Consider the following 22,086-nt stretch of genomic DNA (forward strand, 5'->3'; position numbering starts at 1 on the left):
CGCGAAAGCGCTGTGTCAGACACGCTGTTGTCGACTGACACGCCCTCTTCGCGAGCAGGCTCGCTCCCACAGCGAAATCGGGTGAGTCAGTAACCGCGGGTGAAATCCACCTCGCCGCGCAAAGCCTCACCCGCCTCGTACGCTTTCAGGTTCTGCACAAACAAATCCACCATCAGCGCCGGCGAGGTCGGCGCCGAGCTGTGCCCGGTCAGCAGCAAGCCCCACGCGGTCCAGAACGGATGGCGTTGCGGCAATGGTTCCTGACGGCAGACGTCGATCACCGCGCCGGCCAGGTGCCCTTCTTTCAAAGCTTCAACCAGATCAGCATCGACCACCGCGACACCACGCCCGGCGTTGATGAACAGTCCGGTCGGTTTGAATTGCTTGAACAGCGCAGCGTCGTAGATATCGTGGGTGTGTTCGGTGTTCGGCAGCAGATTGACCACGTAGTCCACCTCGCCCACCAGTCGCGGCAGATCCGCCAGCGCGCCGACTTCGACAAACGGCGCCTGTTCGCGGGCACTGCTGGCGATGCCGTACAGCTCGACGCCGAACGGCCGCAGAAACTGCGCAACGCTCTGGCCGATGTCTCCGGTGCCGACGATCAGCACCTTGCGCCCGACCAGACTCTGGCCGCTGCGGTTGTCCCACTTGCGCTCGACCTGGCTGACCAGCCGCGCCAGCACTTCGCGTTCGTGGCCGAGGATGTAGGTCAGCACGTATTCGGCCATGACCTGACCGAAAATCCCCACGGCGCGCGTCAGGCGATAGTCGCGGCGCAGGCCGTCGGCGAGCAGCGGCGTGATGCCGGCCCAGGTCGATTGCAGCCATTGCGGTTGATGGCCCTGGCGCAGCAGGGTCGCGAGCAGATCCGGCTGGCCCAGCCACACCGGGCAATCGGCGGCTTGCCGCGCCAGTTCGGCGGAGTCGCCGCTGGTCAGGACTTCAAGCTCGGGCAGTGCCTGACGCAGCAGGCGGGCGTATATCGCGTGGTCGTGTTCAGCAATCAGAACGCGCATCTTCAAACCTTTCGCAAACCGTGCAGACAGCCGCCGGGTTGGGGCCGGCCATCGCGGTAAAAACAGTTCCAGGGTTAACCGAGGCCCAGGACAGGGCCTCGCGGGTCAGACCGGGTCGTTGCGTCGCAGCAACTCTTCGGGCAGGTGCTCGATGTACTCGTCCTCGGCCGGCGGCATTTGCAGGTGATAGCCCTGCTTGTCGAGGTTTTCCAGGACCACGGTGATGTCTTCGCTGGCCAGTTTGCGCTCGGGCGACAGCACCAGATCGAAGGAATGCTTCGCTTTGCCGAAAGCCGTCATCAGCGCATCCGGCACGCGCTCGAGCGCATCGCTCTTGAGCACGTAGAGATACATGCCGCTGCGCTTGGAGCTTTGGTAGATGGAGCAAATACGTTTCAAGGCTGTTCTCCGGCGGTGGCCAGGCTGTCGAGCAGCTTCTGGCCGAGCAATTCGCGGCGCCAGCCACGCAGCGAATCGGGCAATTGGTAAGGACCCTCGGGGAAGCCGCTTTTGACCAGGGCTTCGAGGGTTTTCTTGCGCAGCATCAGTTCCGGGGCAATACCCAGGCGTTCGGCCTCGGCCTGACCCAGCGCGCGCAGTTGTTTGATCAACGCAGCGGCTTCGATCGGCAACGGCTCGGGCACTGCCGGCGGCCATTGATCCGGCCCCACACTGCCAGAGCGCTTGATCAGATCAAGCAGAAACTGACCGTCCTGACGTACGGTACGCGGGTGCATGTCTTCGATCTTGCCCAGCGCCGCGAGGTTATCCGGCTGCGTGCGGGCCAGGGGCCACAGCGAGTGTTCCCGAACGATGCGGTTGCGCGGCAAGTCGCGGGCGCGGGCTTCTTTTTCGCGCCAGGCGCACAGCTCACGCAGCACGGCCAGTTGCGCACGGGACAGCTTCCACGCCAGTTTCGCCTCGCGATAGACCTCGTACGGATCGGTCTCGCGGCGCAGGTTGGCGACCAGCTCGGCGCCATCCTCCAGCACCCAGGCGAACTTGTCGGCGGACAGCTTGGGGCGTAACTCGACGAACACCTCGGCCAGATGCACGGCGTCTTCGGCGGCATAGCTGATCTGGGTTTCGGACAGCGGGCGCTGCAACCAGTCGGAGCGGGTTTCGCCCTTGGGCAGGTCGATGCCGAGCACCTCCTGCACCAGACGCGAGTAGCCCATCGAAAAACCGAGGTTCAGATAGGCGGCGGCCAGTTGTGTGTCGAACAACGGCGCCGGCAGGCTGCCGGTCAGGCGCAACAGCACTTCGAGATCTTCGCTACAGGCGTGCAGGACTTTGAGCACCGCCGGGTTTTCCAGCAACGCGGCCAGCGGTTGCCAGGCGTTGATGGTCAGCGGGTCGATCAGGTAGGCGCGTTTGCCGTCGCCGATCTGCAACAGGCCGGCAATCGGGTAGAAGGTGTCGACCCGCATGAATTCGGTGTCGAGGGCAACGAACGGCAGTTGCTGCCACTCGGCGCAAAACTGCGCGAGGCTTTCGTTGTCGCGAATCCAGTGAATATCGATAGCCACACGGCTCTCCCTTGAAGAATGGCGCGCAGTATATATCGCCACCGACGATTTACGCGCCTTTGAAGGGCAAGAGCTGTAAGGAAATGTCTTGCCTGTCAGCAAGAATAGTCTGACAGCAGAAACAGAAAGGCCCGTCGCATTGGCGCGACGGGCAGGAAACGCTTCACTGCTTGGCCAACACGCCGTCGATCACCGCGCCGCGACAACCGGCAAACATGTCCAGCGCCGGCTGATACACGCTGCTGCGCACTTCCAGCAGACCAAGCATCGAGTGAAACAGATTGTCCTGGCTCAGCGGTTTGTCCCGGCTCAGTTGCAGGCAATGGGTGTCGACCGAATAGGCCTTCTGATAGCTGTCGGAGAACCACGCCAGCATCGCTACATGCTTCTGTTGCTCGGGCGCCAGCATGTACGGCGTGCCGTGCAGAAACAGGTTGTACTCGCCCAACGATTCGCCGTGGTCCGACAGATAGAGCATGGCGGTGTCGACTTTGTCCTGATTGCTGCGCAGCACATCGATCAGGCTCGCCAGCACATGGTCGGTGTACACCAGCGTATTGTCGTAACCGTTGACGATACTTTCGCGGCTGCAATTGTTCAGCGCGTTACTTTCACAGACCGGAGTGAAGTGTTCGTACTCCTTGGGATAACGCTTGAAGTAGTCCGGGCCATGACTGCCCATCTGGTGCAGAACCAGCACGGTGTCCTTGTCCAGATGATCGATGAAACTTTGCAGGCCTTGCAGGAGAATTTCATCGCGACATTCGCTGTTGGCGCATAACGCAGGGTCCTGCAACTTGCTGACATCCTGCACCGTGACGCGGTCGCAAGTGCCTTTGCAGCCGGACTGGTTATCGCGCCAGATCACATCGATGCCGGCACGCTTGAGTACGTCGAGCAAGCCCTCTTCATTCCTGGCCTTGCTGGCGTTGTAATCCTTGCGGCCCATGTTGGAGAACATGCACGGTACCGAAACTGCGGTCTCCGTGCCGCAGGAATGCACGTCAGTGAAGGCGATCAGCCCCGCTTCCTTGTCCAGTTGCGGCGTGGTGTCTCGGTCGTAACCGAGAATGCCGAAGTTCTGCGCCCGCGCACTCTCCCCCACCACCAGCACCGTGAGGGATTTGCGTGGCTGTAGCTGCAAGTCGGGATTGCGCTGGGCATCTTCGCCGATCTTGATGAACGGCTGCTGCGCCGAGACCACTTGCTCTTGCAGATAACCAATGGATGCGCCGATGTAATTGCTCGGCACCAGCATCAGGCGAATTTCGTGGTGATTGCGAAACAGCGACGACAAGCCTTGATAGTTGGCCAATGCCACAACGCCGATCACCGCCGCCGAGGCAACACTGACAATAACTTTGCTGAACAACTCACGATGCCAGCGCCGATAATTGACCGGTACTTTCCACAACAACAAACACGGCAAAATACCCAGCAAGAGAATATAAGCGAACAACTTCAACGAGAGCAGATCACGCACTTCCGTCACATTGGTTTCGGCAAAGTTGCGAAACATGCCGGCATCGATCATCACGCCATATTGGCTCATGAAGTAAGCCACGCCGGCGCTGACTAAAAACAACAGGGTCAATAGTGGTTTAAGCAGTGGCCGGAAAGCGAATAACGTCAGGACTATGTTGAACGCGGCAAAGATCATCACGCCAAACGCCACGCGCATGGCGATGCCCTTACCATCGGCGGCGGTGATCTCGAACAGATGTTGCCAAAGCACCAGATTGAAACCGAGCAACAAAAAGGCGCTGGCGAACAACGTCACCCATTCCGGGCGCACGGCTTTTAACTTCAACATGATGAGTGACTGTTCCTGAAAGAAGAGCCTCGTCAAGTGTGAAAATTTCATTCACCGAGGCATGCCAAACTTTAGACAGCCATGGATCAATTTTTCGTGAAAAAGATGCTAATGATTAGTTGCCTCGGAGTACGAACGTGAAAGTTTGCGAGTATTTGAGAATGGTTCAGGTTTTATTCAGTTTCAGGCACTTCGCACTGTCCTCTGTGGGAGCGAGCCTGCTCGCGAAAGCGCAGTGTCAATAACTGTTTGTCTGGAGTGACGCATTCGCGAGCAGGCTCGCTCCCACATCGGGACAGGGGTGTTATCGAGTTTTTAGGTCTGGCCCGGGGTTTTCTGATTTGCCGATGCGCGCATCGCGACGCCTAATCATCAGCCCCTGCATTCGAAGGCCCGCTGATGAATCACACCCGCCCCGCCGCTTGGCTGATGCTCGCGATCATCCTTGTCGCACTTAATCTGCGCCCATCAATGGCAGCCATCGGGCCGCTGCTGTCGGCGATCCGTGGCGATATACCGTTGAGCTTCACGCTTGCCTCTCTGCTGACGATGCTGCCGGTGATGGCCATGGGACTGGCGATGTTCTTCGGCCTGAGCATCAGCCAGCGCCTGGGCGACCGACGCACGGTGCTGCTGTCGCTGTTGATCATCGGGCTGGCGAGCCTGTCACGGCTGTTTATCGATTCGGCGATCGAGCTGATCGTCAGCGCGATGCTGACCGGCATTGGCATAGCCCTGATTCAGGCATTGATGCCGGCGCTAATCAAATCGCGCTTTGCGAATAACGTGGCGTTGTGCATGGGCATCTACGTGACTTCGATCATGGGCGGCGCTGCGATTGCCGCATCGTTCGCGCCACTGGTGATGGTGCAGGCCGGCAACTGGCGCGTGGGGCTCGCTGTTTGGGCAGGGCTGGCGTTGCTCGCCTTATTGGTCTGGTGTTTACAGCCCGCGCCAGCCATATCGAGAACGACCAAACAAGAGTCTTTCATCACCCGCCCTCGCGCCTGGTTGCTGGCGATTTTCTTTGGCCTCGGTACGGCGTCCTACACCTGTGTCCTCGCCTGGCTCGCCCCGTACTACATGGAAAAGGGCTGGAGTGAACAAAACGCCGGGCTGCTGTTGGGTTTTCTTACAGCGATGGAGGTCATTTCGGGGCTGGTAGTGCCGGCGATCGCCAATCGCAGCCGTGATCGGCGTGGGATATTGGCGGTTCTGCTGTTGCTGATCATCGGCGGTTTCTGCGGGCTGAATCTCGCCCCGCTAACTCTGGCCCTGTTATGGCCCTGTCTGTTGGGGCTGGGGATTGGCGGTCTGTTTCCGATGAGCCTGATCGTCGCTCTGGATCACTGCGACGAGCCGCAGCGCGCCGGTGGCCTGACCGCGTTTGTACAGGGGATCGGTTATCTGATCGCAGGACTGTCGCCACTGTTGGCAGGGATGATTCGCGATCGGCTGGGCAGTTTCGAAGGCGCGTGGTGGGCGTTGACGGCGGTGATGGTGATCATGCTGCTGATGGTGATGCGCTTCGACCCTCGCCATTACGCACGCCACTTCCAGAGTGCAATCTAGAGGCCTCTGGCCATCTTTCCCGCACGAAATCAGCAACGTCGTGTTGCTAAAAGTTTCTGTCCCACATGTGTCCGTGAAATGTCCTACAAGGGTTTCTCCTGGCACCATCGTTCCGTTAGGATCGTACGCACACGTTTGCGCGAATTCTGCGCAAGGGGGCACAGCGAGACGGAACTCATGCTGAACAGTAATTTGCTTCGCAAGCTCGACATGCAGGACTTGATGGTATTCGTCGCCGTGTACGAGCAGAGCAGTGTCACCGATGTCTCGGAAACCCTGTTCGTCAGCCAGTCCACCGTCAGTTATTGCCTGAAGAAACTGCGCACCAGTTTCGAAGACGAACTGTTCATCAACACCCGCACCGGCATGCGCCCGACCTACAAAGCCTGCAGCATGTACGGCCATGTGCAGAAGATCATCGAAAGCATCAACCTCTGCCACGCCGGTGCCCCGGCCTTCGACCCGAGCCGGCAGGCGGTGACATTCAACATCTGCGCCCCGGAATACTTTGAGCAGTTGATCCTGCCGCGCCTGTTGAAGCGCTTCGACTTCGATGATTTGCCGGTGATGGTCAACATGCACAAGTTTGAAACCGACGTTCCGGCCGAAGAGTTGCGCGACGGCAGCCTCGATCTGGTGATCAGTTTCGGCCCGCACTTTCACCGCCAGCATGCGGATCTGAAATCACGGATGCTGCTTGAAGATGACCTGGTCTGCGTCTTCGACAAACGCGCCACCCCACTGGAGCCGCGCCTGAGCCTGCAAGCATTTACCGAACGTCGGCATGTGTTCCCGACGCCGTGGACTTCAAGCACCAACATGGTCGACGGCTGGCTGGCGCGGCAGGCGCAGAAACGCCAGATCGTCGCGCGCTCGAACAGCTACAGCGCCGCGTTGAAGATGATCACCGGCACCGATTTCATCCTCACCCTGCCCCGGCGTATCCAGCGTCTGTTGACCAACGACGCGGTGTTCAACCACTGCGAGGCGCCCAATGGCTTGCCGGGTTTCACTCTCGACATGCAGTGGAGCCAGAACGCCGATCAGGACAGCGCCAACGTCTGGCTGCGCGAGCAGGTGATTCAGGTGTGCAGCGAGCTGGAAAACGCCTGAGCGTCAGACGCCGATCGCGGCTTTGCTGTAGGACTCGCGATCGATGTCGAGCAGTTCGACACACAGTTGCACTTCGAGCCCGGCCGGCCATTCGCAGAGTTCCTGCAACACCGCCAGCAGGCTTTGCGAGAGCTGCTTCTTGATCTCCGCCGAGCGCCCGCTGAGCAAGGCCAGTTTCACATGGACGAAGGCGCGCTCGCCCTGCGCCGTGCCGACCTTGAAGTTGTCGATCTTGATCGCGCGGCTCTTGATATCGAACTCCGCGCCGAACTGACCGGAACCGACCAGCGTGTTGTTGAGCCGGATCAGGGCGATGTCAGCGTTCAACTGCGTCAGGTTGGCGGTGTATTCCATGTGCAGGTGTGGCATTGCGGATCTCCAGTCGGCGGATGCGGGGGCGTACATATACCACAATCACACAGCGTCATTTGTGGGAGCGAGCCTGCTCGCGAAAGCGTCCTTTCAGTTTGCACATCCGCGCCTGCCGAACGGCTTCGCGAGCAGGCTCGCTCCCACAGGGTTGTGTGGTGCTTGTCAGGACGGAATCAGCGGCCGTTCACTCATGAACGCTTCGAGCCGCGAGCGCAGCCAGCGTTCGGCCGGGTCGCTGTCGACGTGGCTGAGCCAGACCATCGACAGGTCCAGCGTCGGCGTCTTGAACGGAAACGGTTCCTGGAACAGCGCCCCGGACGCCGCCATCGCCGCTGCGGTGTAATCCGGCAGGCTGGCGATCAGGTCGGTGCCGGCCAGCAACGCCGGCAGTGCACTGTATTGCGGCACCGACAGCACCACCTGCCGCGTCCGACCGAGTTCCGCCAGCCATTCATCGGCGTAGCCACTGACATTGGCCGTGTGCGACACCAGCACATGCGGGCGAGCGCAATATTCGTCGAGGGTCAGCGGCGTATCAGAGGCATCGGCGCGCAGGATGCTCGGCTGGATGTGCCGCAGCAGTTTGCGTTTGGCGTTGGCCGGCAGGCCACGGGTCTGGCTGATGCCGACGGTGATATCGCCGGCGGCCAACAGGTCGGGAATGCGCCAGTAATCGACATGCTGCACCACGAACACCACGCTCGGTGCTTCCTGGCGCAGCGCGCGCAACAGCGGCGGCAGCAGGCCGAATTCGACGTCGTCGGACAGGCCGATGCGAAAGGTCATGGTGCTGGTGGCGGGATCGAAATCGCGGGTCAGGCTCAGCGCCGCCGACAGTGAATCCAGTGCCGGTTTGAGATGGCGGTAAATGTCTTCGGCGCGGGCCGTCGGCTCCATGCGATGGCCCACGCGGATGAACAGCGGATCATTGAGCATCGTGCGCAAACGGTTGAGTGCCGAACTGATGGTCGGCTGGCCAAGAAACAGCTTCTCCGCCGCGCGGGTCACGTTGCGTTCGAGCATCAGGGTCTCGAACACCACCATCAGGTTGATGTCGGCCTTGCGTAGTTCATTGCGGTTCATCCATTGCCCCTGCTTCCGGAATAGCGGCAGTGTAGAAAGGCCCGGGACCCGGCGTCCATCAACGTTTGCGCGGTTTACTGCACACTCACGGATTTCACGCCCAGGCCCATGATGCGTGCGTCATCGCTCATTCCGAGACTGCGCGGGCTGACGGCGTCGGGCAAATGCAGTTCAAGTCTCAGCGCGCCATCCTCCGGCAGGGTTTGCCTGACCTGTTCATTCAACGGAATTTCCAGAGAATTGCCCTGAAAGGCTGTCAGCCGAGTCGAAAGAACTTCAACGCCGTTGAGCCTGACGATGACTCGCTGAGCAAGAGTTGGCGGCATGACGAACGCCAGCGCCTGGATCGAAATCGATTTAGCTCGCGCTGGCACGCGCAGCGCCATTTCCGCGTCATGGCCCTCACTCCAGGTGCCCCACGCTTCCGGCGCCCCCCAGCCTTTGATCAGTTGTCGACTCTTGCGATCGAATGTGTAGACAACGCCCGGACGGCTCAGCGCGATGGATGCCAGCGCCCGCCCCTCATCGATCATCGGCAGACATTGCTGACAACGCTTCCAGCCTGGTGCAAGCACAACGAAGTCATCGACCCGGGTCAGCAGATCGCTATCGCTGTGAACGCTTTTGGCCGCCAGAGCCTGCGCTTCATCGTCCAGGATATATAGAGAATCGGCTTCGTACTCTCCGGTTTGCAGCCGATGCCGAGCCACGCGCTGCGCCTTGTCGAGCGCCGAAATGCTCATGCGCCCCATGTACACCGCGTCGGTTTTCAGACCATGTGCTCCAGCGAAATCAGCGATCGCTTGCCAGCGTTCGGGCTGGTTTTGCGGCAGCAACCCGCGAACATTCCCGTAGTGGCCGGCCGCGCTGTTCCAGAAGGGGTCGCGCATCGGACTGACCCAGTCCGATGCGGGGGCTACCATCCTTGATGCGCGCAGCCCCGCCCAGCCGTTGTGCGTATCTGCCACCTGCACCACCAGCGCCAAGGCGAGTAACCCTATGGCAACTGGCGCGCGAAAGCCCCGCACAAGCAGGTACACGAGGAACAGTTCGATTGCATAAAAGACCGGCCAGAACATGCGCCCTGAAGCGCGAAAAATACTGGCCAGCCGCTCGATGAATGTCGGCAACGGATAGTTGAAAGTCTGCGTCCCGACACCGATGTGATGGGACAACGCGAACAGGGTCAGGCCGATCATTGCGAACACCAGCCACCACCGATCGCCCAGCGCAGCCCTCGGCGAAATCCCGCCGCGCAACCCTGCCACCGCCGCCAGCGGTAACAGCATCAGCACACCGAGGCCGAAATAATTGAAGCCTTCATAATCGCCGCCGCCGGTGCGGATGTCCGGCAATACCTGCGACCAGCCATCCGAATCGAATGGCGCCAGCAGATTCATCCGGTAAAAACCGAACCCCCCACTGCCGGCGCCGTCGGCAATGCTGAAGTATCCGGCCTGCCAGCAACACACGCTGACCAGTGCGAACAGACCGCCGAACTCGATCAGCCCCTGACGGCGAGTCAATCGGTCAAAAATGACTTTGCCGAGCAGATCGGCAAACCAGATCAACGCCACCATGACCAACAGATACGCATGCACCAGAGCTGTCGCCGCCAGCAGACAGCCCCAGGCCAGCCGCCGCCGTTGCAACGCGGGATGCAGCGCCAGGTAAAGTGCCGCCAGTAGCAGAAAGTGCCCGGCCAGAGACAGATGTCCTCCGGCACGAACAAACATCGGCGGGGAAAACAGCAACAGTCCCGTGGCCAGAAGCCGGATTACGACGTTATCCGTGATCAAGCCGAGCAGTTTCCAGCCGAACCACGCTTGCAGTACGAAACAGATGAGCAACCACAAGCCAAAATACTGGAACGTCTCTGGCAGCCAGGCGTTGAACGGTTTGAACAGCAGTGCCAGCAGCGGATTGGAGTCAGAAAAGATGATCGCACTGCCCAACTCCATGCCGTACGACGGGTTGAGCCCGAGGGGAAAAGTCCACGGCGACTGGCGGAAAAAAACCCAGCCCAGATAATGCGTAGCCGGATCGCCCTCGCTGAGCCAGGCAATGTTCTGCGGATCGAGTGCACGCGGACCGATCACCATGAAAAAAGCAAGCACGCCCAACAGCAACGGCAGAATCGTCAACGCTGAAGATCTGTTCCAGGGCTTCATCGATACGTCCAGAAATTATGCAAAACGAAAGTAAATGCCGGCACCGTCAGGGCCACGGCGCCGATCCCGAGCAGATAGTGCAACCCAGCCATTTGCGCCGCCCAGGCAACCAGCATCGCCAATAGAAAACCGCCCGCCGAGACCGACACAAAGCGCAGTAACGTGCGCCCGTGCAGGCGAGCTGAAAAGCTCCAGGTGGTGTTGATCACATAAGACACAATGGTCGCCACGGCAAAGGCGAAACCATTGGCCAGCGGCGGTTCGGGCGCGATGAAGCGGATGAACAGCACAGCCACCAGCGCATGCAGCGCAGTGACGAACAGCCCGGTCAGGGCAAAGCGCAGACCACGGCGGACCAACGCTGAACGATCACTACCGATCACGGTTTCTGCGCCAGCACGAAGACGCTCAAACCGGCCAGCCGGTTGCTGCCCATCAACGGCAATTCCAGCCGGCACAGAGTCTTGAGCACGCTGTTGACCCACGGGTGATGACGCTTGAGTTGCGACTGTGGCTCTGCGGTTTGCGAACCTTGAGGCATCAGGCGCAACGCAGCGGCGATAGGAAACACCGCACCGAAATAGTAGGCGCCGCGCTGGACGGTCAAACCGGCATCGCCCGCCAGGGTTTCGAATTGCGCGAGGGTGTAGCGGCGCTTGTGCTCGAGAAAATCATCATGACCGCTCCAGAGAAACTGGAACGCTGGCACCGTCATCAGAAAACGACTGCCCGAAGGCACTTTATCGACATAGCCTTTGAGCAGGCCGAGGTCGTCGTCGACATGCTCGAGCACGTCCATCAGTAACACCAGATCGGCGTCGATGCTGTCGATGCCGCGTCGGTAATGCACCGGTTTGCCCGCGCTGGTGGCGCTTGAATCGGCCGGGTAACTGATGTCGACGCACCACGCCTCATGCGCGTCGGTGTGGGTCAGCAGATGGTGCGAGAAAAACCCCGAGCCGGCACCGACATCGAGTATTCGCCGAATCGGCATGTCACCCAGCAATCGCCGGGTCGCCGCCGCTTTGCAGCAGTAATACCAATGCTCATCGATACTGTCGCCGAGGATGTCGGTTTCCTTGAGATCCATCTGTCAGTCCTTGGGGTCGTAGACGCGACGCACCAGAAAAACCGGTCGGCGTTTGGATTCGATATAGGTGCGGCCGAGGTATTCGCCGAGTACGCCAATGCCGATCAATTGCAGACCGCCAAGGAACGTGACCGCGACCATCAGCGAGGCATAACCGGGCAAGTCGACGCCGTGGATCAGTGTGCGCAGGACAATGAACATGGCGAACGCAAACGACACCAGCGAAACCGTCGCCCCCAGGTAGGTCCAGACCCGCAGCGGCTCGGTGCTGAAACTGGTGATGCCTTCGAGGGCGAAATTCCACAGCCGCCAGCCATTGAACTTGCTTTGCCCGGCCACGCGCTCGGGGCGCTCGTAGTCGACGTGGGTGGTGCGAAAACCGACCCAGGCGAACAGACCTTTCATGAAGCGCCGCGACTCAGGCAGGGTCAGCAACGCATCGACCACGCAGCGGTCCATCAGGCGGAAGTCGCCAACGTTCTCCGGCAACGGCTGTTCGGCGATGCGGTTGTGCAGGCGATAGAACCAGTGGGCCGAGGTCGACTTGGCCCACGTGTCGCTGCGGCGGCTGACGCGATGCCCCAGCACCACTTCGTAACCTTCACGCCAGCGCTCGATCATTTGCAAGATGACTTCCGGCGGGTCCTGCAGATCGGCGTCGATCGGCACCACGATTTGCCCGGTGGCCATTTGCAGACCGGCCGACAACGCCGCTTCCTTACCAAAGTTGCGACTCAGGTCGACGATGCGCAGACGCGAGTCTTGCCGCTGCCGTTCAAGCAAGCGCTCAAGGGTCGTGTCGGTGCTGCCATCGTTGATGAAGACCAGTTCAAGATCGATCAGCGCCTGCGTCTGAAAGACCTCGTCGATGCGCGAAAGAAAGCTGTCGAGGCTGTCGGCCTCGTTGAAAACGGGGATCACCAGCGACAACGTCACCTGCCCGGCCTGTTGCGTTCCGTGCTCAGTCAAAGGAGTGCTCTTTTTATAGTTTGTCGGTCATCGAAAGTTTTTCGAGGCCATGAGCCGTCCCGTATTAAGCAGTAGCAGGCACGCACGTGCAAGCATGACACGGCGTCATATCGGCCAATTCGCCGGGCAGTCGCGGCGCTCTGGGCAGGGTCTTTCAGAAACATCCGCGAACGATTGGAAACAAATCCGCGATAGCCAAAAAAACCCGCTGCGCTAGGCTTGCGTCGATGCGCCACACAGGTTGGCGCGCCTATCCATCGCAGGGAGCGAACCCATGTATTTCGAAATCTACCGACAAACCCGAGGCACTCCGAGCACTGGCAAAGGCCAATGGCGCTGGCGTCTGCGCGCGCGCAACCACGAGACCGTGGCCAGTGGCGAATCGTATGTGAACAAGGCTGATTGCCTGCATGTGATCAATCTGATCAAAGCCGTACAGGGCGAGACGCCGATCAAGGAAATTTGAGCGACGTCCTGTTCATCTGCAAAGCGGCACCGTCTGTCGCCCTTCAAAGGGTTTATTTGAATGCTTGTCAGCGGTGTTCATCAAAGGTGCATGTACTGCAATTTTTGCTGCCATGCACCCAAGGATTTCAGCCATGTCCCATGAGCACCGCTACCTCGTCAGTTTCATCGTCGACAACCAGCCGCAAAGCCGCACGCTGATCCACGATGGCGAGACCCTTGATCCGGGTCTCGCTGAAACCCTGGTCAAGACCGCTTTCGCCGAATTGAAGACCGCTTCACTGAGCGACGTCCAGGTGCAGAAACGCACCAGGCCCGACGAAGGCGACAACGTCCCCGGCCACTATCAGCAGCCATGAGCTGATCCCGGGCCGCCACGATCCATCGATGCTGCGGAGGTTACGCGCCATGAAATCACTCGCCGCGATCTGCCTTGCGGTCTTGGCTATGAGCGTCCAGCCAGGCCATGCAGACACCATCGACGCCTTCATCGAAGAGGCGGCACAGCAAAGCCTGTTCCAGCACAACAGTTCGCGCATCGCTTTGGAAAAGGCAACCTTGCCCGAAGTCAAAGCGTTCGCCAGACAAATGATCGCCGACCATGAGCGTTTCGATAAACAAATCAGGCAGCTGGGGCAAAGCCAGCAGATGGCGGTTCCCACCGAACCCTCGGTGGCATCCAAAGCCAAGCAGCTACGCCTTGAATCAAGGGATGACGCCTTCGACCGCATTTACATCGACAGCCAGGCCGAAACCCTTGAGCAAAAGCTGATGCTGTTCAAGAAAGAAGCGATGTCATCACAAAATCCGCAGCTCAAGGCTTTCGCCCAATCCGCGTTGCCGGACATCGAGAAACAGACAAAAACTGCCCGCGACCTGCAGGAAAAACTCAAGCCCTCCGCTGGCGCACTGAAATCCGTCAACCCCTGACCAACCGGGGGAACAATCAAAGCTGTAATAGAACCACGCCCACCAGTACGGCAATTACTGCCGATACCGCCAGCACTTGCGTCGAAGTCAAGGCCAGCGCCGCGTCCTTTGAGCGGCCGATAAAGCGGCCGCGAATCTGATGCCGATCCGGCTGCGCTTCGAACAGGTTGTCCGGGTGCACGTTGTCTTCAGGCTCATTGGTCTGCTGACCGGACCATGCACTTCGCGCCATCAAACGGTCGAGCAGACCGGGCATGACCGACTGGCCGACAATCGCTTTGATCGTCGACCACCCCAGCCACAACTCTCGCGGCGGATGCTTTGCCACACTGAAAATCGCCCGTGCTGCCACGTCGGGGTCGTGAATCGGTGGCACCGGTTGTGGACGCTTGGGCAATTTGTTGCGCGCCCAATCGAACTGCGGGGTATTGATCGCCGGCAATTGCACCATGCACACACGAATATGGCTGCGCTCATGCAGCAGCTCACAGCGCAATGAATCAGTAAAACCGCGCACAGCGAACTTCGCCCCGCAATAGGCGGCCTGCAACGGAATAGCGCGATAGGCCAGTGCCGAGCCGACCTGGATGATCAGACCCTTGTTGCGCGGACGCATCAACGACAGCGCCGCCAAGGTGCCGTGAACCGTGCCGAGATAGGTCACCTGAGTGACGCGCTCGATCTCGGCGGCGGACAATTGTTCTATCGGCGCAAGCACTGTGACCATCGCTGCATTGACCCACACTGCCAGCGGTCCGAGCGCGGCTTCCAGTTGCTGCGCAGCCTCTTGCACGGCGAGCGCATCGGCGACATCGACGCTAACCGTTTCGACCTGAACGCCATACGCTTGCAGCTCTTCTTGCGTGGCGGCCAGTCCCGCCGGATCACGCGCCAACAGGCCGATGCGGTAGCCCCCAGCGGCAAATCGATGAGCCACCGCGCGCCCCACGCCAGCACTGGCGCCGCTTATCACCACCAAAGGTTGCTCCTGCATGAACCGTTCTCCCTGATGCTCAGTCGATCGGCCCGATGTTGATTATCAGGTCATCGCCCAGTCCTTGCACCTTGGCCAGTACGTCCACCGGCGTTTCGCTGGAAAAATGCACGACGTAGCCCATGCCGCTGCCGTCCTCTTCGATTGCACTGACCCACGACTCCACCTCGTCAGCATCCAGCCCCAGCGCCTGACCGAACTGGCGGTTGCGGTGATCGGAATCGGTTTCGTCCATCGGATAATCACTCATAGCAAACATCTCCTCGGGGATCGTCCCCTCACTGGTTGCTCAATGTGGTCTTAAGGATGGACGCCGAACGTTCGCTGACAGTTCGTTTTTTCAGCCGAGCATCGAGCGCAGCTTGCGCAACAGATCCACCGGCGCGTAGGGCTTGGCGATCAATTCGAACTCATTGTCAGCCAGTTCATTGGGCGCCGACTCGTCCGCGCAGTAGCCGGTCGTCAGCAGGATCTTCATGGCCGGATAGCGCTGGGTGATTTCTCGCGCCAGTGCCAGCCCGTTCATCTCACCGGGCATGACCAGATCGGTAAAGACCAGCTCAAAGTCGCTACTCAGCAACATCGCCAGTGCCTCGCTCGCGTCTGCAGCGATGGTGGTCTGGTAACCCTGTTCGGACAGTACGAAGCGCGCCAGTTCAGCGACTTCGGCGCGATCCTCGACGATCAGGATGCGCTCCGTGCCCTTGAGATTTTCTGCGGTTTCAGCGGAGCCAGGTGCCGATAGCTGACTGTCATCCGCCGGGAAGAACAGGCGCACCGTGGTGCCGAGCCCCGGTGTCGATTCGATTTTGACCACACCGCCGGATTGCTTGACGAAGCCGTAAACCATCGACAAACCGAGGCCGGCACCGTTGCCCTCCTCCTTGGTGGTGAAAAACGGTTCCATGACCTTGTCGAGATCGTCGGCAGCAATGCCCACGCCGTTATCGGCGATCGCGATGCAGACGTAACGCCCCGCCGCCAGCCCGCCCTGATGTGGATCCGTGGCATCCGGGACAACGACGTTGCGGGTCTGCACGGTGATCACCGGCTGTTGCTGCTGCCCCAACGCATCGCGGGCATTGGACAGCAGATGATTCAGTGCCATCTCGGCCTGCGCCGGGTCGAGCCGGCAGTTCCACAAGTCCTCGGCCAGTTCGAATCGCGGTTCCAGATCGGCGGATTCATGCGACGGCAACGGAGAGCGCTCAAGCAAGGCATTGAGATTGATCACCCGCCCCTCAAGCCGTTGCCGGCGGGAGAATGCCAGCAGATGCTGGGTCAGCAAACGTGCTTTTTCCGCCGCCGCGCGAGCGTGGCCGGCGCCGACTACGATGCGTTGCGGATCAATGCTCGGCCGCTTGGCGGTGTGCTGGATCAGCTCGATGTAGCCGATCATCACTTGCAACAGATTGTTGAAATCGTGGGCGATGCCACCGGTCAACTGGCCCAGCGCTTCCATGTTCTCGCTGTAGCGCTGGCCGTCCTCGGCGTCGCGTCGGCGGCTGACGTCCATTTGCGAGGCGAAGAAATACACCAGTTGCCCGCGCTCGTTGAATAGTGGCGCGATAAACAGCTCGTTCCAGAACGACGAGCCATCCTTGCGATAGTTGAGTACCTCCACGCAGGTTTCGTGTTGATGTTTGAGCGCTTGCTTGACCTGTTGCAAGACGGAACGATCAGTCTGCTCGCCTTGCAGAAACCTGCAGTTGCGCCCGAGCACTTCTTCCAGCTCGTAGCCGCTGAGTTCAAGAAACGCATTGTTGGCAAAAATGATGGGATCGTCGGGCTGCGCTGGATCGGTGACAATCATGGCCATGCGGCTGACCTGCACCGCCGCGAAAAACACATCTTTGCGTTCTTGCGAAAGGGTCGCCGCATCGGCGCGGTCGACGATCGGCCTGGATTTTCTGGGCAAGTTGACCTCCGCTAAGTGACTCCGTTTCGCTGTGACCATCATCAGCGAGCGAAGTGCCAAGGCCGGACACCGCAACGGCGGGTGTCCGATGAATTGTCCCGGTACTTCGATGGATCCGAATCGCCTCGCTGATTGTCGAAAGCTCACCGAGAACTGCACGCAATATCTGAAATCCGATCCGCCAGGGAGAACCACCGTGGATTTGTTGTTTCTGGGCACGTCTGCCGGCGTGCCGACCCGCCAGCGCAACGTCAGCGCAACAGCATTGATCGCCTCTGCCGGCAAGGGCTGGTACCTGATCGATTGCGGTGAAGGCACCCAGCATCAGGTGCTGCGCACGCCGCTGTCACTGAGTGAATTGCGGGCGATTTTCATCACTCATGTGCACGCCGATCACTGCCTGGGCTTGCCGGGTCTGCTGGCGAGCACCGGCATGTCCGGACGCACGCGGCCGCTGGACATTATTCTGCCGGCGGCGCTGCAGCCGTGGCTGAGAATGAGCCTGGAGGTGACGCAATCGCATCTGCCTTTCGAGATCAACCTGCACGCTGTGGAAACGCTTACCGAATGGCGCAACCTCAACGTTCAGGTGCAGACCGTCGAGTTGTCCCACCGTGTGCCGTGTCATGGTTATGTCTTCACCGAGTCCGACCCGGAACCACGTCTCGATGTGCAGCGACTCGACGCTGAAGGCATCGAACGCGGCCCGCTCTGGGGTCAGTTGGCCCATGGTCAGGACGTGGAGGTTGACGGGCGGATGCTGCACGCTCGCGACTATCTGCTGAGCGCGCGACCTGATCGGCGCATCATCGTCTGCGGCGACAACGATCGGCCGGCGCTGCTGGCAGAAGTGGCGCAATCGGCGGATGTGCTGGTGCATGAAGCGACATTCGTGCAGGCAGCAATCGACCGCGCTCGTGCCAGTTACGGCCACAGTAGCGCCGCCGCTGTCGCCGGTTTCGCCGAATCCGCCGGGGTGCGCAATCTGGTGCTGACGCACTTCAGCGCACGCTATCAGACCAACCCGGCGCTGAGTCCGTCGATTGAGGATGTGCGCAGTGAAGCGGCGGCGCTGTATAACGGCCAACTGATTCTGGCGCGGGATCTGCAGCGCTATCACTTGGATCGGCTGGGTCATTTGCAACCAGTGGAGATCGAGCGCAAGCCACTGCAGGTCGCACCATAATTTGATAGCGCGTCCGCCCGTCTGGCAGGCGGACGCCGGTGGCAAGGGTTACTTCTTGGCTTCTTTATCCGGATCCGCCGAGCGTTCGAGAAACGCGTTGGTCAGTTGCGGCAAATGCTTGAGCAGCCATTCAGCCATGGCCACTTCCTGCGGCAGAATCTGTTCGCAGGCCTTCTGCGTCTGCGTGTCCCCCGCCGCTTTCGCCGCTGCGATCAGCACGGTATAGCTGGCGACCTCCATGTTCTCGAAAACGTAGCCGGCCATGGCGCCCTTGATCACTTCATCGCTCATCAAGGAGCCGCCAACAGCCTGACCGAACGCCATCAACTTGCCGCCCAGGTCTTTCATCGTCGAGGATTCACCGCCCAGACGTTGCAGGCATTCGTCGATGAGTTTCTGCTGGCCGAGGGTTTCTTCGATGTGCTGATCGATGCGCGCCTTGAGCTGCGGGTAATGTTCCAGACGCTTGGATTGTGCCTTGAGCATTTGCTCGGCCTGTTGCTCCATGGCATGGGCATCACGCAGCCAGTCGAGCAGGTTTTCCTGTGGAGTAGCCATTGTCGAGTCCTCTTCTTGATGATTTCCCAGTGATCAACCGGGGCGCGCCGCCTGATGTCTGGCGCGCCCCACGTGCCTTACAAACCAGGCTTGGCCTGCGCGCCGGCGCCCAGATCCGCACCGGTGACCGGCTCGCTGTTGGGGTCGGACATGGTGCGCATTTTCATGTTTTCCAGCAGCGCTTCGTCGGCGCTGTCCAGTTGCACGGTGGCCAGGCCATCGCCGCCGTCGACCCCTGGCGTCGGGGTTTCGACGAACTCCCAATCGTCGCCCTGATTCCACGGGCCGCGCATGCTTTCGGTGCCTTGCGACATGTTGAAGTAGACGTTGGTGAACTCAGGCATGCCGGGCAGCTTGCCTTGCGGGAAGTTTGGCTGAATCGAATGCAGGGCTTTTTCGAACGACAACTGGTGGGCGATCTCACGGGTCATCAGAAAGCCCAGAGCCTCTTTCACGCCGGGGTCATCGGTCACGTTCATCAAGCGCTCATAAACAATCTTCGCCCGTGCCTCAGCAGCAATGTTGGAACGCATGTCGGCGGTCGGCTCACCGATGGTATCGACGTACGCCGCCGTCCATGGCACACCGGCAGAGTTGGTCAGCGGCGAACCGGCACCGTAGAGCAGGCTGGTGATGTGCGAGTCATTGCCGTTGCCATTGAGCGAGCGATACAGCTCGCCCTCCTGCTCGACGCCTTCGGCCATCCGGCCTTTCGCGCCCTTGTTGAGCATGACGATGATCGAGCCAATGATTTCCAGGTGGCTGAGTTCTTCAGTGGCAATGTCCATCAGCAGGTCTTTGCGTCCCGGATCGTCCTCGGCCAGGGCTTGAGTGAAATAGCGCGAAGCCGCCGCCAGTTCACCTTGCGCGCCGCCAAACTGCTCGAGCAACAGATTGGCCAACCCCGGATTGGGCTCGGCGACACGAACGGTGTATTGAAGTCGCTTGTTATGTAGAAACATGACAAATCTCCTCAGTCGGGTAAGCGTGGCAAGTTCTGGGTAAAAGTTTGCCTACCCTTTTGTGAAGCATTGTCTTTGCGGAAATTTCAAAAAATTTGCGGCGACAGGACAAATGGTTTGACCCGCGCGAACAAGCGAAACGGGGCTATACCGCTGAGGATATTCGCACTGGAATGACCGGAACTTATTGCCGGAATCGAGTCTCCAGCGCGCGATTCGATTTCCGGCGCCGCGACCACTAACGCAGCAAATGCACCACCAGCCCAACCAACGCACAGCCCAGCAACACCTGAATCACTCCGCGTTTGAAGCGAAACAGCGCAACGGCTGCCGCAATGGCGATCAATGCCGAGGGCCAATCCAGGCTGCCGCTGAAGCCTTGCGGCCAGAGCACGTGGTAGCCGAAGAAACACGCCAGATTGAGAATCACGCCGACTACCGCTGCGGTGATCGCGGTCAGTGGGGCGGTGAATTTGAGTTCGTCGTGCGTCGACTCCACCAGCGGGCCGCCGGCGAGGATGAACAGGAATGAGGGCAGAAAGGTAAACCACGTCACCAGCGCGGCGGCGACCGCTCCGGCGAGGAACACCTGATCGGCGCCGAACACCTGCGTCACATAAGCCCCGACAAAACCGACAAACGCCACCACCATGATCAGCGGCCCCGGTGTGGTTTCGCCCAGCGCCAGGCCATCGATCATCTGCGTCGGGGTCAGCCAGCCGTAGTGACCGACCGCACCTTGATAGACGTAGGGCAACACTGCGTAAGCTCCACCGAAGGTGAGCAGCGCTGCCTTGGTGAAGAACCAGCTCATCTGCGTCAGTGTGCCCTGCCAGCCGAATAGCGCGGTCAATACCCCCATCGGCAACGCCCAAAGCGCCGCCCCGATCACGGCGAGCGTGGCCAGTTTCGTCCAGCTGAAACGGGCATGGGCCGGGGTTGGCGTATCGTCGTCGATCAACGCCGCGCCGAAAGACTTCTTCGTTGCGCTATGCCCGCCGGCCCTGAATTTCTCCGGCGCCAGGCGACCGCCGAAATAGCCAATCACCGCCGCGCCCAGCACGATCAACGGGAACGGCACATTGAACGCAAAAATCGCCGTAAACGACGCCGCCGCAATCGCCCACAGCCAATTGTTCTTCAGCGCCCGCGAACCGATGCGATGCGCCGCCTGCACGACGATGGCCGTCACCGCAGGCTTGATCCCGTAAAACAGCCCGGCGACCACCGGCACTTCACCGAAGGCGATATAGAGCCACGACAGGAAAATCAGGATGAACAGCGACGGCAACACGAACAACGCCCCGGCCACAATCCCGCCCCAGCTCCGATGCATCAGCCAGCCAATGTAAGTCGCCAACTGCTGCGCCTCAGGCCCGGGCAGCAACATGCAATAGTTCAAGGCATGCAGAAAACGCCGCTCGGAAATCCAGCGCCGCCGCTCGACCAACTCCTGGTGCATGATCGAAATCTGCCCGGCCGGCCCGCCGAAACTGATAAAGCCCAGCTTCAACCAGAACCAGAACGCCTCGCGCAGACTCACGGCCTGCGGCCTAACGTCGTCATCACCCACCAACGGCTGAACTTCACTCATCGAGCTGTTCCTTTTATGCAGTCGGCAGGTTGTACCCGAAAAGCGCAACGAACAAAACGCCAGAAACGAAAAAGCCCCCGTAATCAGCAATGATTACGGGGGCTTCGTCTTGTTCAATAATGGCGGAGAGATAGGGATTCGAACCCCCTCTGGACTCTCTATAGGCCGCTGCAGCCCACCAAAAACGGCGCTTTCTTTCTTCACCGCAGGCGTGGGGCGGACCTAAGCGGCCTCCCATATGCCCTAATTTTGCCCTAAACAGGTATGACGGCTTTCGGCCAAAAGCGGACGGTTGTATTTTTGAGGCAGCTCAGTTCAATAATGAGGAGTGCTCCAACATCCTACTATTGGAGTCACTCCACCATAATTGTGGAACGCCAAGGCAACGTGATTAAAAAACGGCCCTTAGTGGGCCCTTTTTTCTCATTCACCCGATACGTTCTGAACTGCGGTATCGGCCTGAATGCGCTTTCCCATTAGGAAACACGCCACGAAGCACTTGAACAAACCCGCTTCGTTCGCGTCTGCGAGATCGATATGCAAGTCCTTCGTGCTGACAATCTTGGGCATGGCCCCGCTCCTTCATGACCCTAGGTTCGTCACATGGATGAAAACTGTCCAGACGCCCAGAGCAATCCAGAAAATCGCAAAGATCCAGGGTGTGCGCTACGTTGGCAACCTCTAGAGAACCACCTGAGGGTCGAGTACGATGGCATTACGATATCGCATTGGATGTTTACCTTGGATG

At 59.8% G+C, this 22,086-nt stretch carries 23 protein-coding genes; 6 read left to right on the forward strand and 17 right to left on the reverse strand.

All coding sequences use genetic code 11. The features are described 5' to 3' along the window. Positions 1 to 86: 86 nt before the first annotated feature. The 4 genes from QMX86_RS14835 to QMX86_RS14850 form a co-directional block, all read right to left on the reverse strand. A complete protein-coding gene (locus tag QMX86_RS14835) occupies positions 87 to 1,019 on the reverse strand; it encodes a D-2-hydroxyacid dehydrogenase (protein ID WP_073472920.1) in 933 nt (310 codons plus the stop codon). A 105-nt stretch (positions 1,020 to 1,124) separates the two neighbouring features. Further along, entirely contained in the window at positions 1,125 to 1,418 is a 294-nt protein-coding gene (locus tag QMX86_RS14840) for a YcgL domain-containing protein (RefSeq protein ID WP_016771234.1), read from the reverse strand. Continuing rightward, complete coding sequence (gene rnd, locus QMX86_RS14845; protein WP_071174688.1) at positions 1,415 to 2,548, reverse strand: ribonuclease D; 1,134 nt, start codon at positions 2,546 to 2,548, stop codon at positions 1,415 to 1,417. The genes QMX86_RS14840 and rnd overlap by 4 nt, the downstream gene beginning before the upstream one ends. Before the next feature lie 163 nt (positions 2,549 to 2,711). Further along, the gene (locus QMX86_RS14850; protein ID WP_122746544.1) at positions 2,712 to 4,361 is read right to left on the reverse strand and encodes a phosphoethanolamine--lipid A transferase; all 1,650 of its coding nucleotides are present in this window, start codon (positions 4,359 to 4,361) and stop codon (positions 2,712 to 2,714) included. A 399-nt stretch (positions 4,362 to 4,760) separates the two neighbouring features. Between QMX86_RS14850 and QMX86_RS14855 the strand changes: the two genes are divergently transcribed. Together QMX86_RS14855 and QMX86_RS14860 are read left to right on the forward strand one after the other, a co-directional pair. Then, the gene (locus tag QMX86_RS14855) at positions 4,761 to 5,933 is read left to right on the forward strand and encodes a cyanate transporter (protein WP_282387786.1); all 1,173 of its coding nucleotides are present in this window, start codon (positions 4,761 to 4,763) and stop codon (positions 5,931 to 5,933) included. 177 nt (positions 5,934 to 6,110) lie between these two features. Continuing rightward, positions 6,111 to 7,046: a LysR family transcriptional regulator gene (locus QMX86_RS14860; RefSeq protein WP_073472928.1), complete on the forward strand. Its 936-nt coding sequence runs from the start codon at positions 6,111 to 6,113 to the stop codon at positions 7,044 to 7,046. Positions 7,047 to 7,049: 3 nt separating this feature from the next. On the opposite strand, the gene QMX86_RS14865 is transcribed toward QMX86_RS14860, so the two are convergent. The 6 genes from QMX86_RS14865 to QMX86_RS14890 all read right to left on the reverse strand — a co-directional run bounded on the left by QMX86_RS14865 (position 7,050) and on the right by QMX86_RS14890 (position 12,731). Next, on the reverse strand, positions 7,050 to 7,415 hold the full coding sequence (locus QMX86_RS14865; RefSeq protein ID WP_016771238.1) for a 5-carboxymethyl-2-hydroxymuconate Delta-isomerase: 366 nt from the start codon (positions 7,413 to 7,415) through the stop codon (positions 7,050 to 7,052). A 165-nt stretch (positions 7,416 to 7,580) separates the two neighbouring features. Next, complete coding sequence (locus QMX86_RS14870; protein WP_024012013.1) at positions 7,581 to 8,501, reverse strand: LysR substrate-binding domain-containing protein; 921 nt, start codon at positions 8,499 to 8,501, stop codon at positions 7,581 to 7,583. 74 nt (positions 8,502 to 8,575) lie between these two features. Next, entirely contained in the window at positions 8,576 to 10,672 is a 2,097-nt protein-coding gene (locus QMX86_RS14875; RefSeq protein WP_073472931.1) for a DUF6311 domain-containing protein, read from the reverse strand. Next, positions 10,669 to 11,055 (reverse strand): GtrA family protein, encoded by a 387-nt coding sequence (locus QMX86_RS14880; RefSeq protein WP_130929406.1) that lies wholly within the window; start codon positions 11,053 to 11,055, stop codon positions 10,669 to 10,671. The genes QMX86_RS14875 and QMX86_RS14880 overlap by 4 nt, the downstream gene beginning before the upstream one ends. Beyond that, positions 11,052 to 11,762, reverse strand: coding sequence for a class I SAM-dependent methyltransferase (locus QMX86_RS14885; protein WP_273528561.1), 711 nt, complete (start codon positions 11,760 to 11,762; stop codon positions 11,052 to 11,054). The genes QMX86_RS14880 and QMX86_RS14885 overlap by 4 nt, the downstream gene beginning before the upstream one ends. Before the next feature lie 3 nt (positions 11,763 to 11,765). After that, positions 11,766 to 12,731: a glycosyltransferase family 2 protein gene (locus QMX86_RS14890; protein WP_071174682.1), complete on the reverse strand. Its 966-nt coding sequence runs from the start codon at positions 12,729 to 12,731 to the stop codon at positions 11,766 to 11,768. Positions 12,732 to 13,005: 274 nt separating this feature from the next. Here QMX86_RS14890 and QMX86_RS14895 point away from each other — a divergent pair, with 274 nt between their 5' ends. The 3 genes from QMX86_RS14895 to QMX86_RS14905 all read left to right on the forward strand — a co-directional run bounded on the left by QMX86_RS14895 (position 13,006) and on the right by QMX86_RS14905 (position 14,126). Next, on the forward strand, positions 13,006 to 13,197 hold the full coding sequence (locus QMX86_RS14895) for a DUF1508 domain-containing protein (protein WP_016771242.1): 192 nt from the start codon (positions 13,006 to 13,008) through the stop codon (positions 13,195 to 13,197). 133 nt (positions 13,198 to 13,330) lie between these two features. Then, complete coding sequence (locus tag QMX86_RS14900) at positions 13,331 to 13,555, forward strand: hypothetical protein (RefSeq protein ID WP_071174681.1); 225 nt, start codon at positions 13,331 to 13,333, stop codon at positions 13,553 to 13,555. 49 nt (positions 13,556 to 13,604) lie between these two features. Then, positions 13,605 to 14,126: a DUF4142 domain-containing protein gene (locus QMX86_RS14905; RefSeq protein WP_273528562.1), complete on the forward strand. Its 522-nt coding sequence runs from the start codon at positions 13,605 to 13,607 to the stop codon at positions 14,124 to 14,126. A gap of 16 nt (positions 14,127 to 14,142) precedes the next feature. On the opposite strand, the gene QMX86_RS14910 is transcribed toward QMX86_RS14905, so the two are convergent. The 3 genes from QMX86_RS14910 to QMX86_RS14920 all read right to left on the reverse strand — a co-directional run bounded on the left by QMX86_RS14910 (position 14,143) and on the right by QMX86_RS14920 (position 17,038). Then, the gene (locus QMX86_RS14910) at positions 14,143 to 15,120 is read right to left on the reverse strand and encodes an SDR family oxidoreductase (protein WP_282382318.1); all 978 of its coding nucleotides are present in this window, start codon (positions 15,118 to 15,120) and stop codon (positions 14,143 to 14,145) included. A gap of 19 nt (positions 15,121 to 15,139) precedes the next feature. Beyond that, positions 15,140 to 15,370, reverse strand: a complete 231-nt coding sequence (locus QMX86_RS14915; protein WP_282382320.1) for a hypothetical protein — start codon at positions 15,368 to 15,370, stop codon at positions 15,140 to 15,142. 90 nt (positions 15,371 to 15,460) lie between these two features. Further along, positions 15,461 to 17,038 (reverse strand): histidine kinase famiy protein, encoded by a 1,578-nt coding sequence (locus tag QMX86_RS14920; protein WP_282382321.1) that lies wholly within the window; start codon positions 17,036 to 17,038, stop codon positions 15,461 to 15,463. 196 nt (positions 17,039 to 17,234) lie between these two features. Between QMX86_RS14920 and QMX86_RS14925 the strand changes: the two genes are divergently transcribed. Next, entirely contained in the window at positions 17,235 to 18,224 is a 990-nt protein-coding gene (locus tag QMX86_RS14925; RefSeq protein WP_122752021.1) for a ribonuclease Z, read from the forward strand. 48 nt (positions 18,225 to 18,272) lie between these two features. Here the strand turns inward: QMX86_RS14925 and QMX86_RS14930 are convergent, their stop codons facing one another. The 4 genes from QMX86_RS14930 to QMX86_RS14945 form a co-directional block, all read right to left on the reverse strand. After that, positions 18,273 to 18,782, reverse strand: a complete 510-nt coding sequence (locus tag QMX86_RS14930; RefSeq protein WP_071174676.1) for a DUF892 family protein — start codon at positions 18,780 to 18,782, stop codon at positions 18,273 to 18,275. 77 nt (positions 18,783 to 18,859) lie between these two features. Further along, on the reverse strand, positions 18,860 to 19,744 hold the full coding sequence (locus tag QMX86_RS14935; protein WP_122746553.1) for a manganese catalase family protein: 885 nt from the start codon (positions 19,742 to 19,744) through the stop codon (positions 18,860 to 18,862). Positions 19,745 to 19,982: 238 nt separating this feature from the next. Beyond that, positions 19,983 to 21,338 (reverse strand): chromate efflux transporter, encoded by a 1,356-nt coding sequence (chrA, locus tag QMX86_RS14940; RefSeq protein ID WP_282382325.1) that lies wholly within the window; start codon positions 21,336 to 21,338, stop codon positions 19,983 to 19,985. A 423-nt stretch (positions 21,339 to 21,761) separates the two neighbouring features. Further along, on the reverse strand, positions 21,762 to 21,908 hold the full coding sequence (locus QMX86_RS14945; protein WP_256674758.1) for a hypothetical protein: 147 nt from the start codon (positions 21,906 to 21,908) through the stop codon (positions 21,762 to 21,764). Positions 21,909 to 22,086 lie beyond the last annotated feature (178 nt).

Source organism: Pseudomonas sp. PS01270, assembly GCF_029959775.1.
Classification (GTDB): Bacteria; Pseudomonadota; Gammaproteobacteria; order Pseudomonadales; family Pseudomonadaceae; genus Aquipseudomonas; species Aquipseudomonas atacamensis.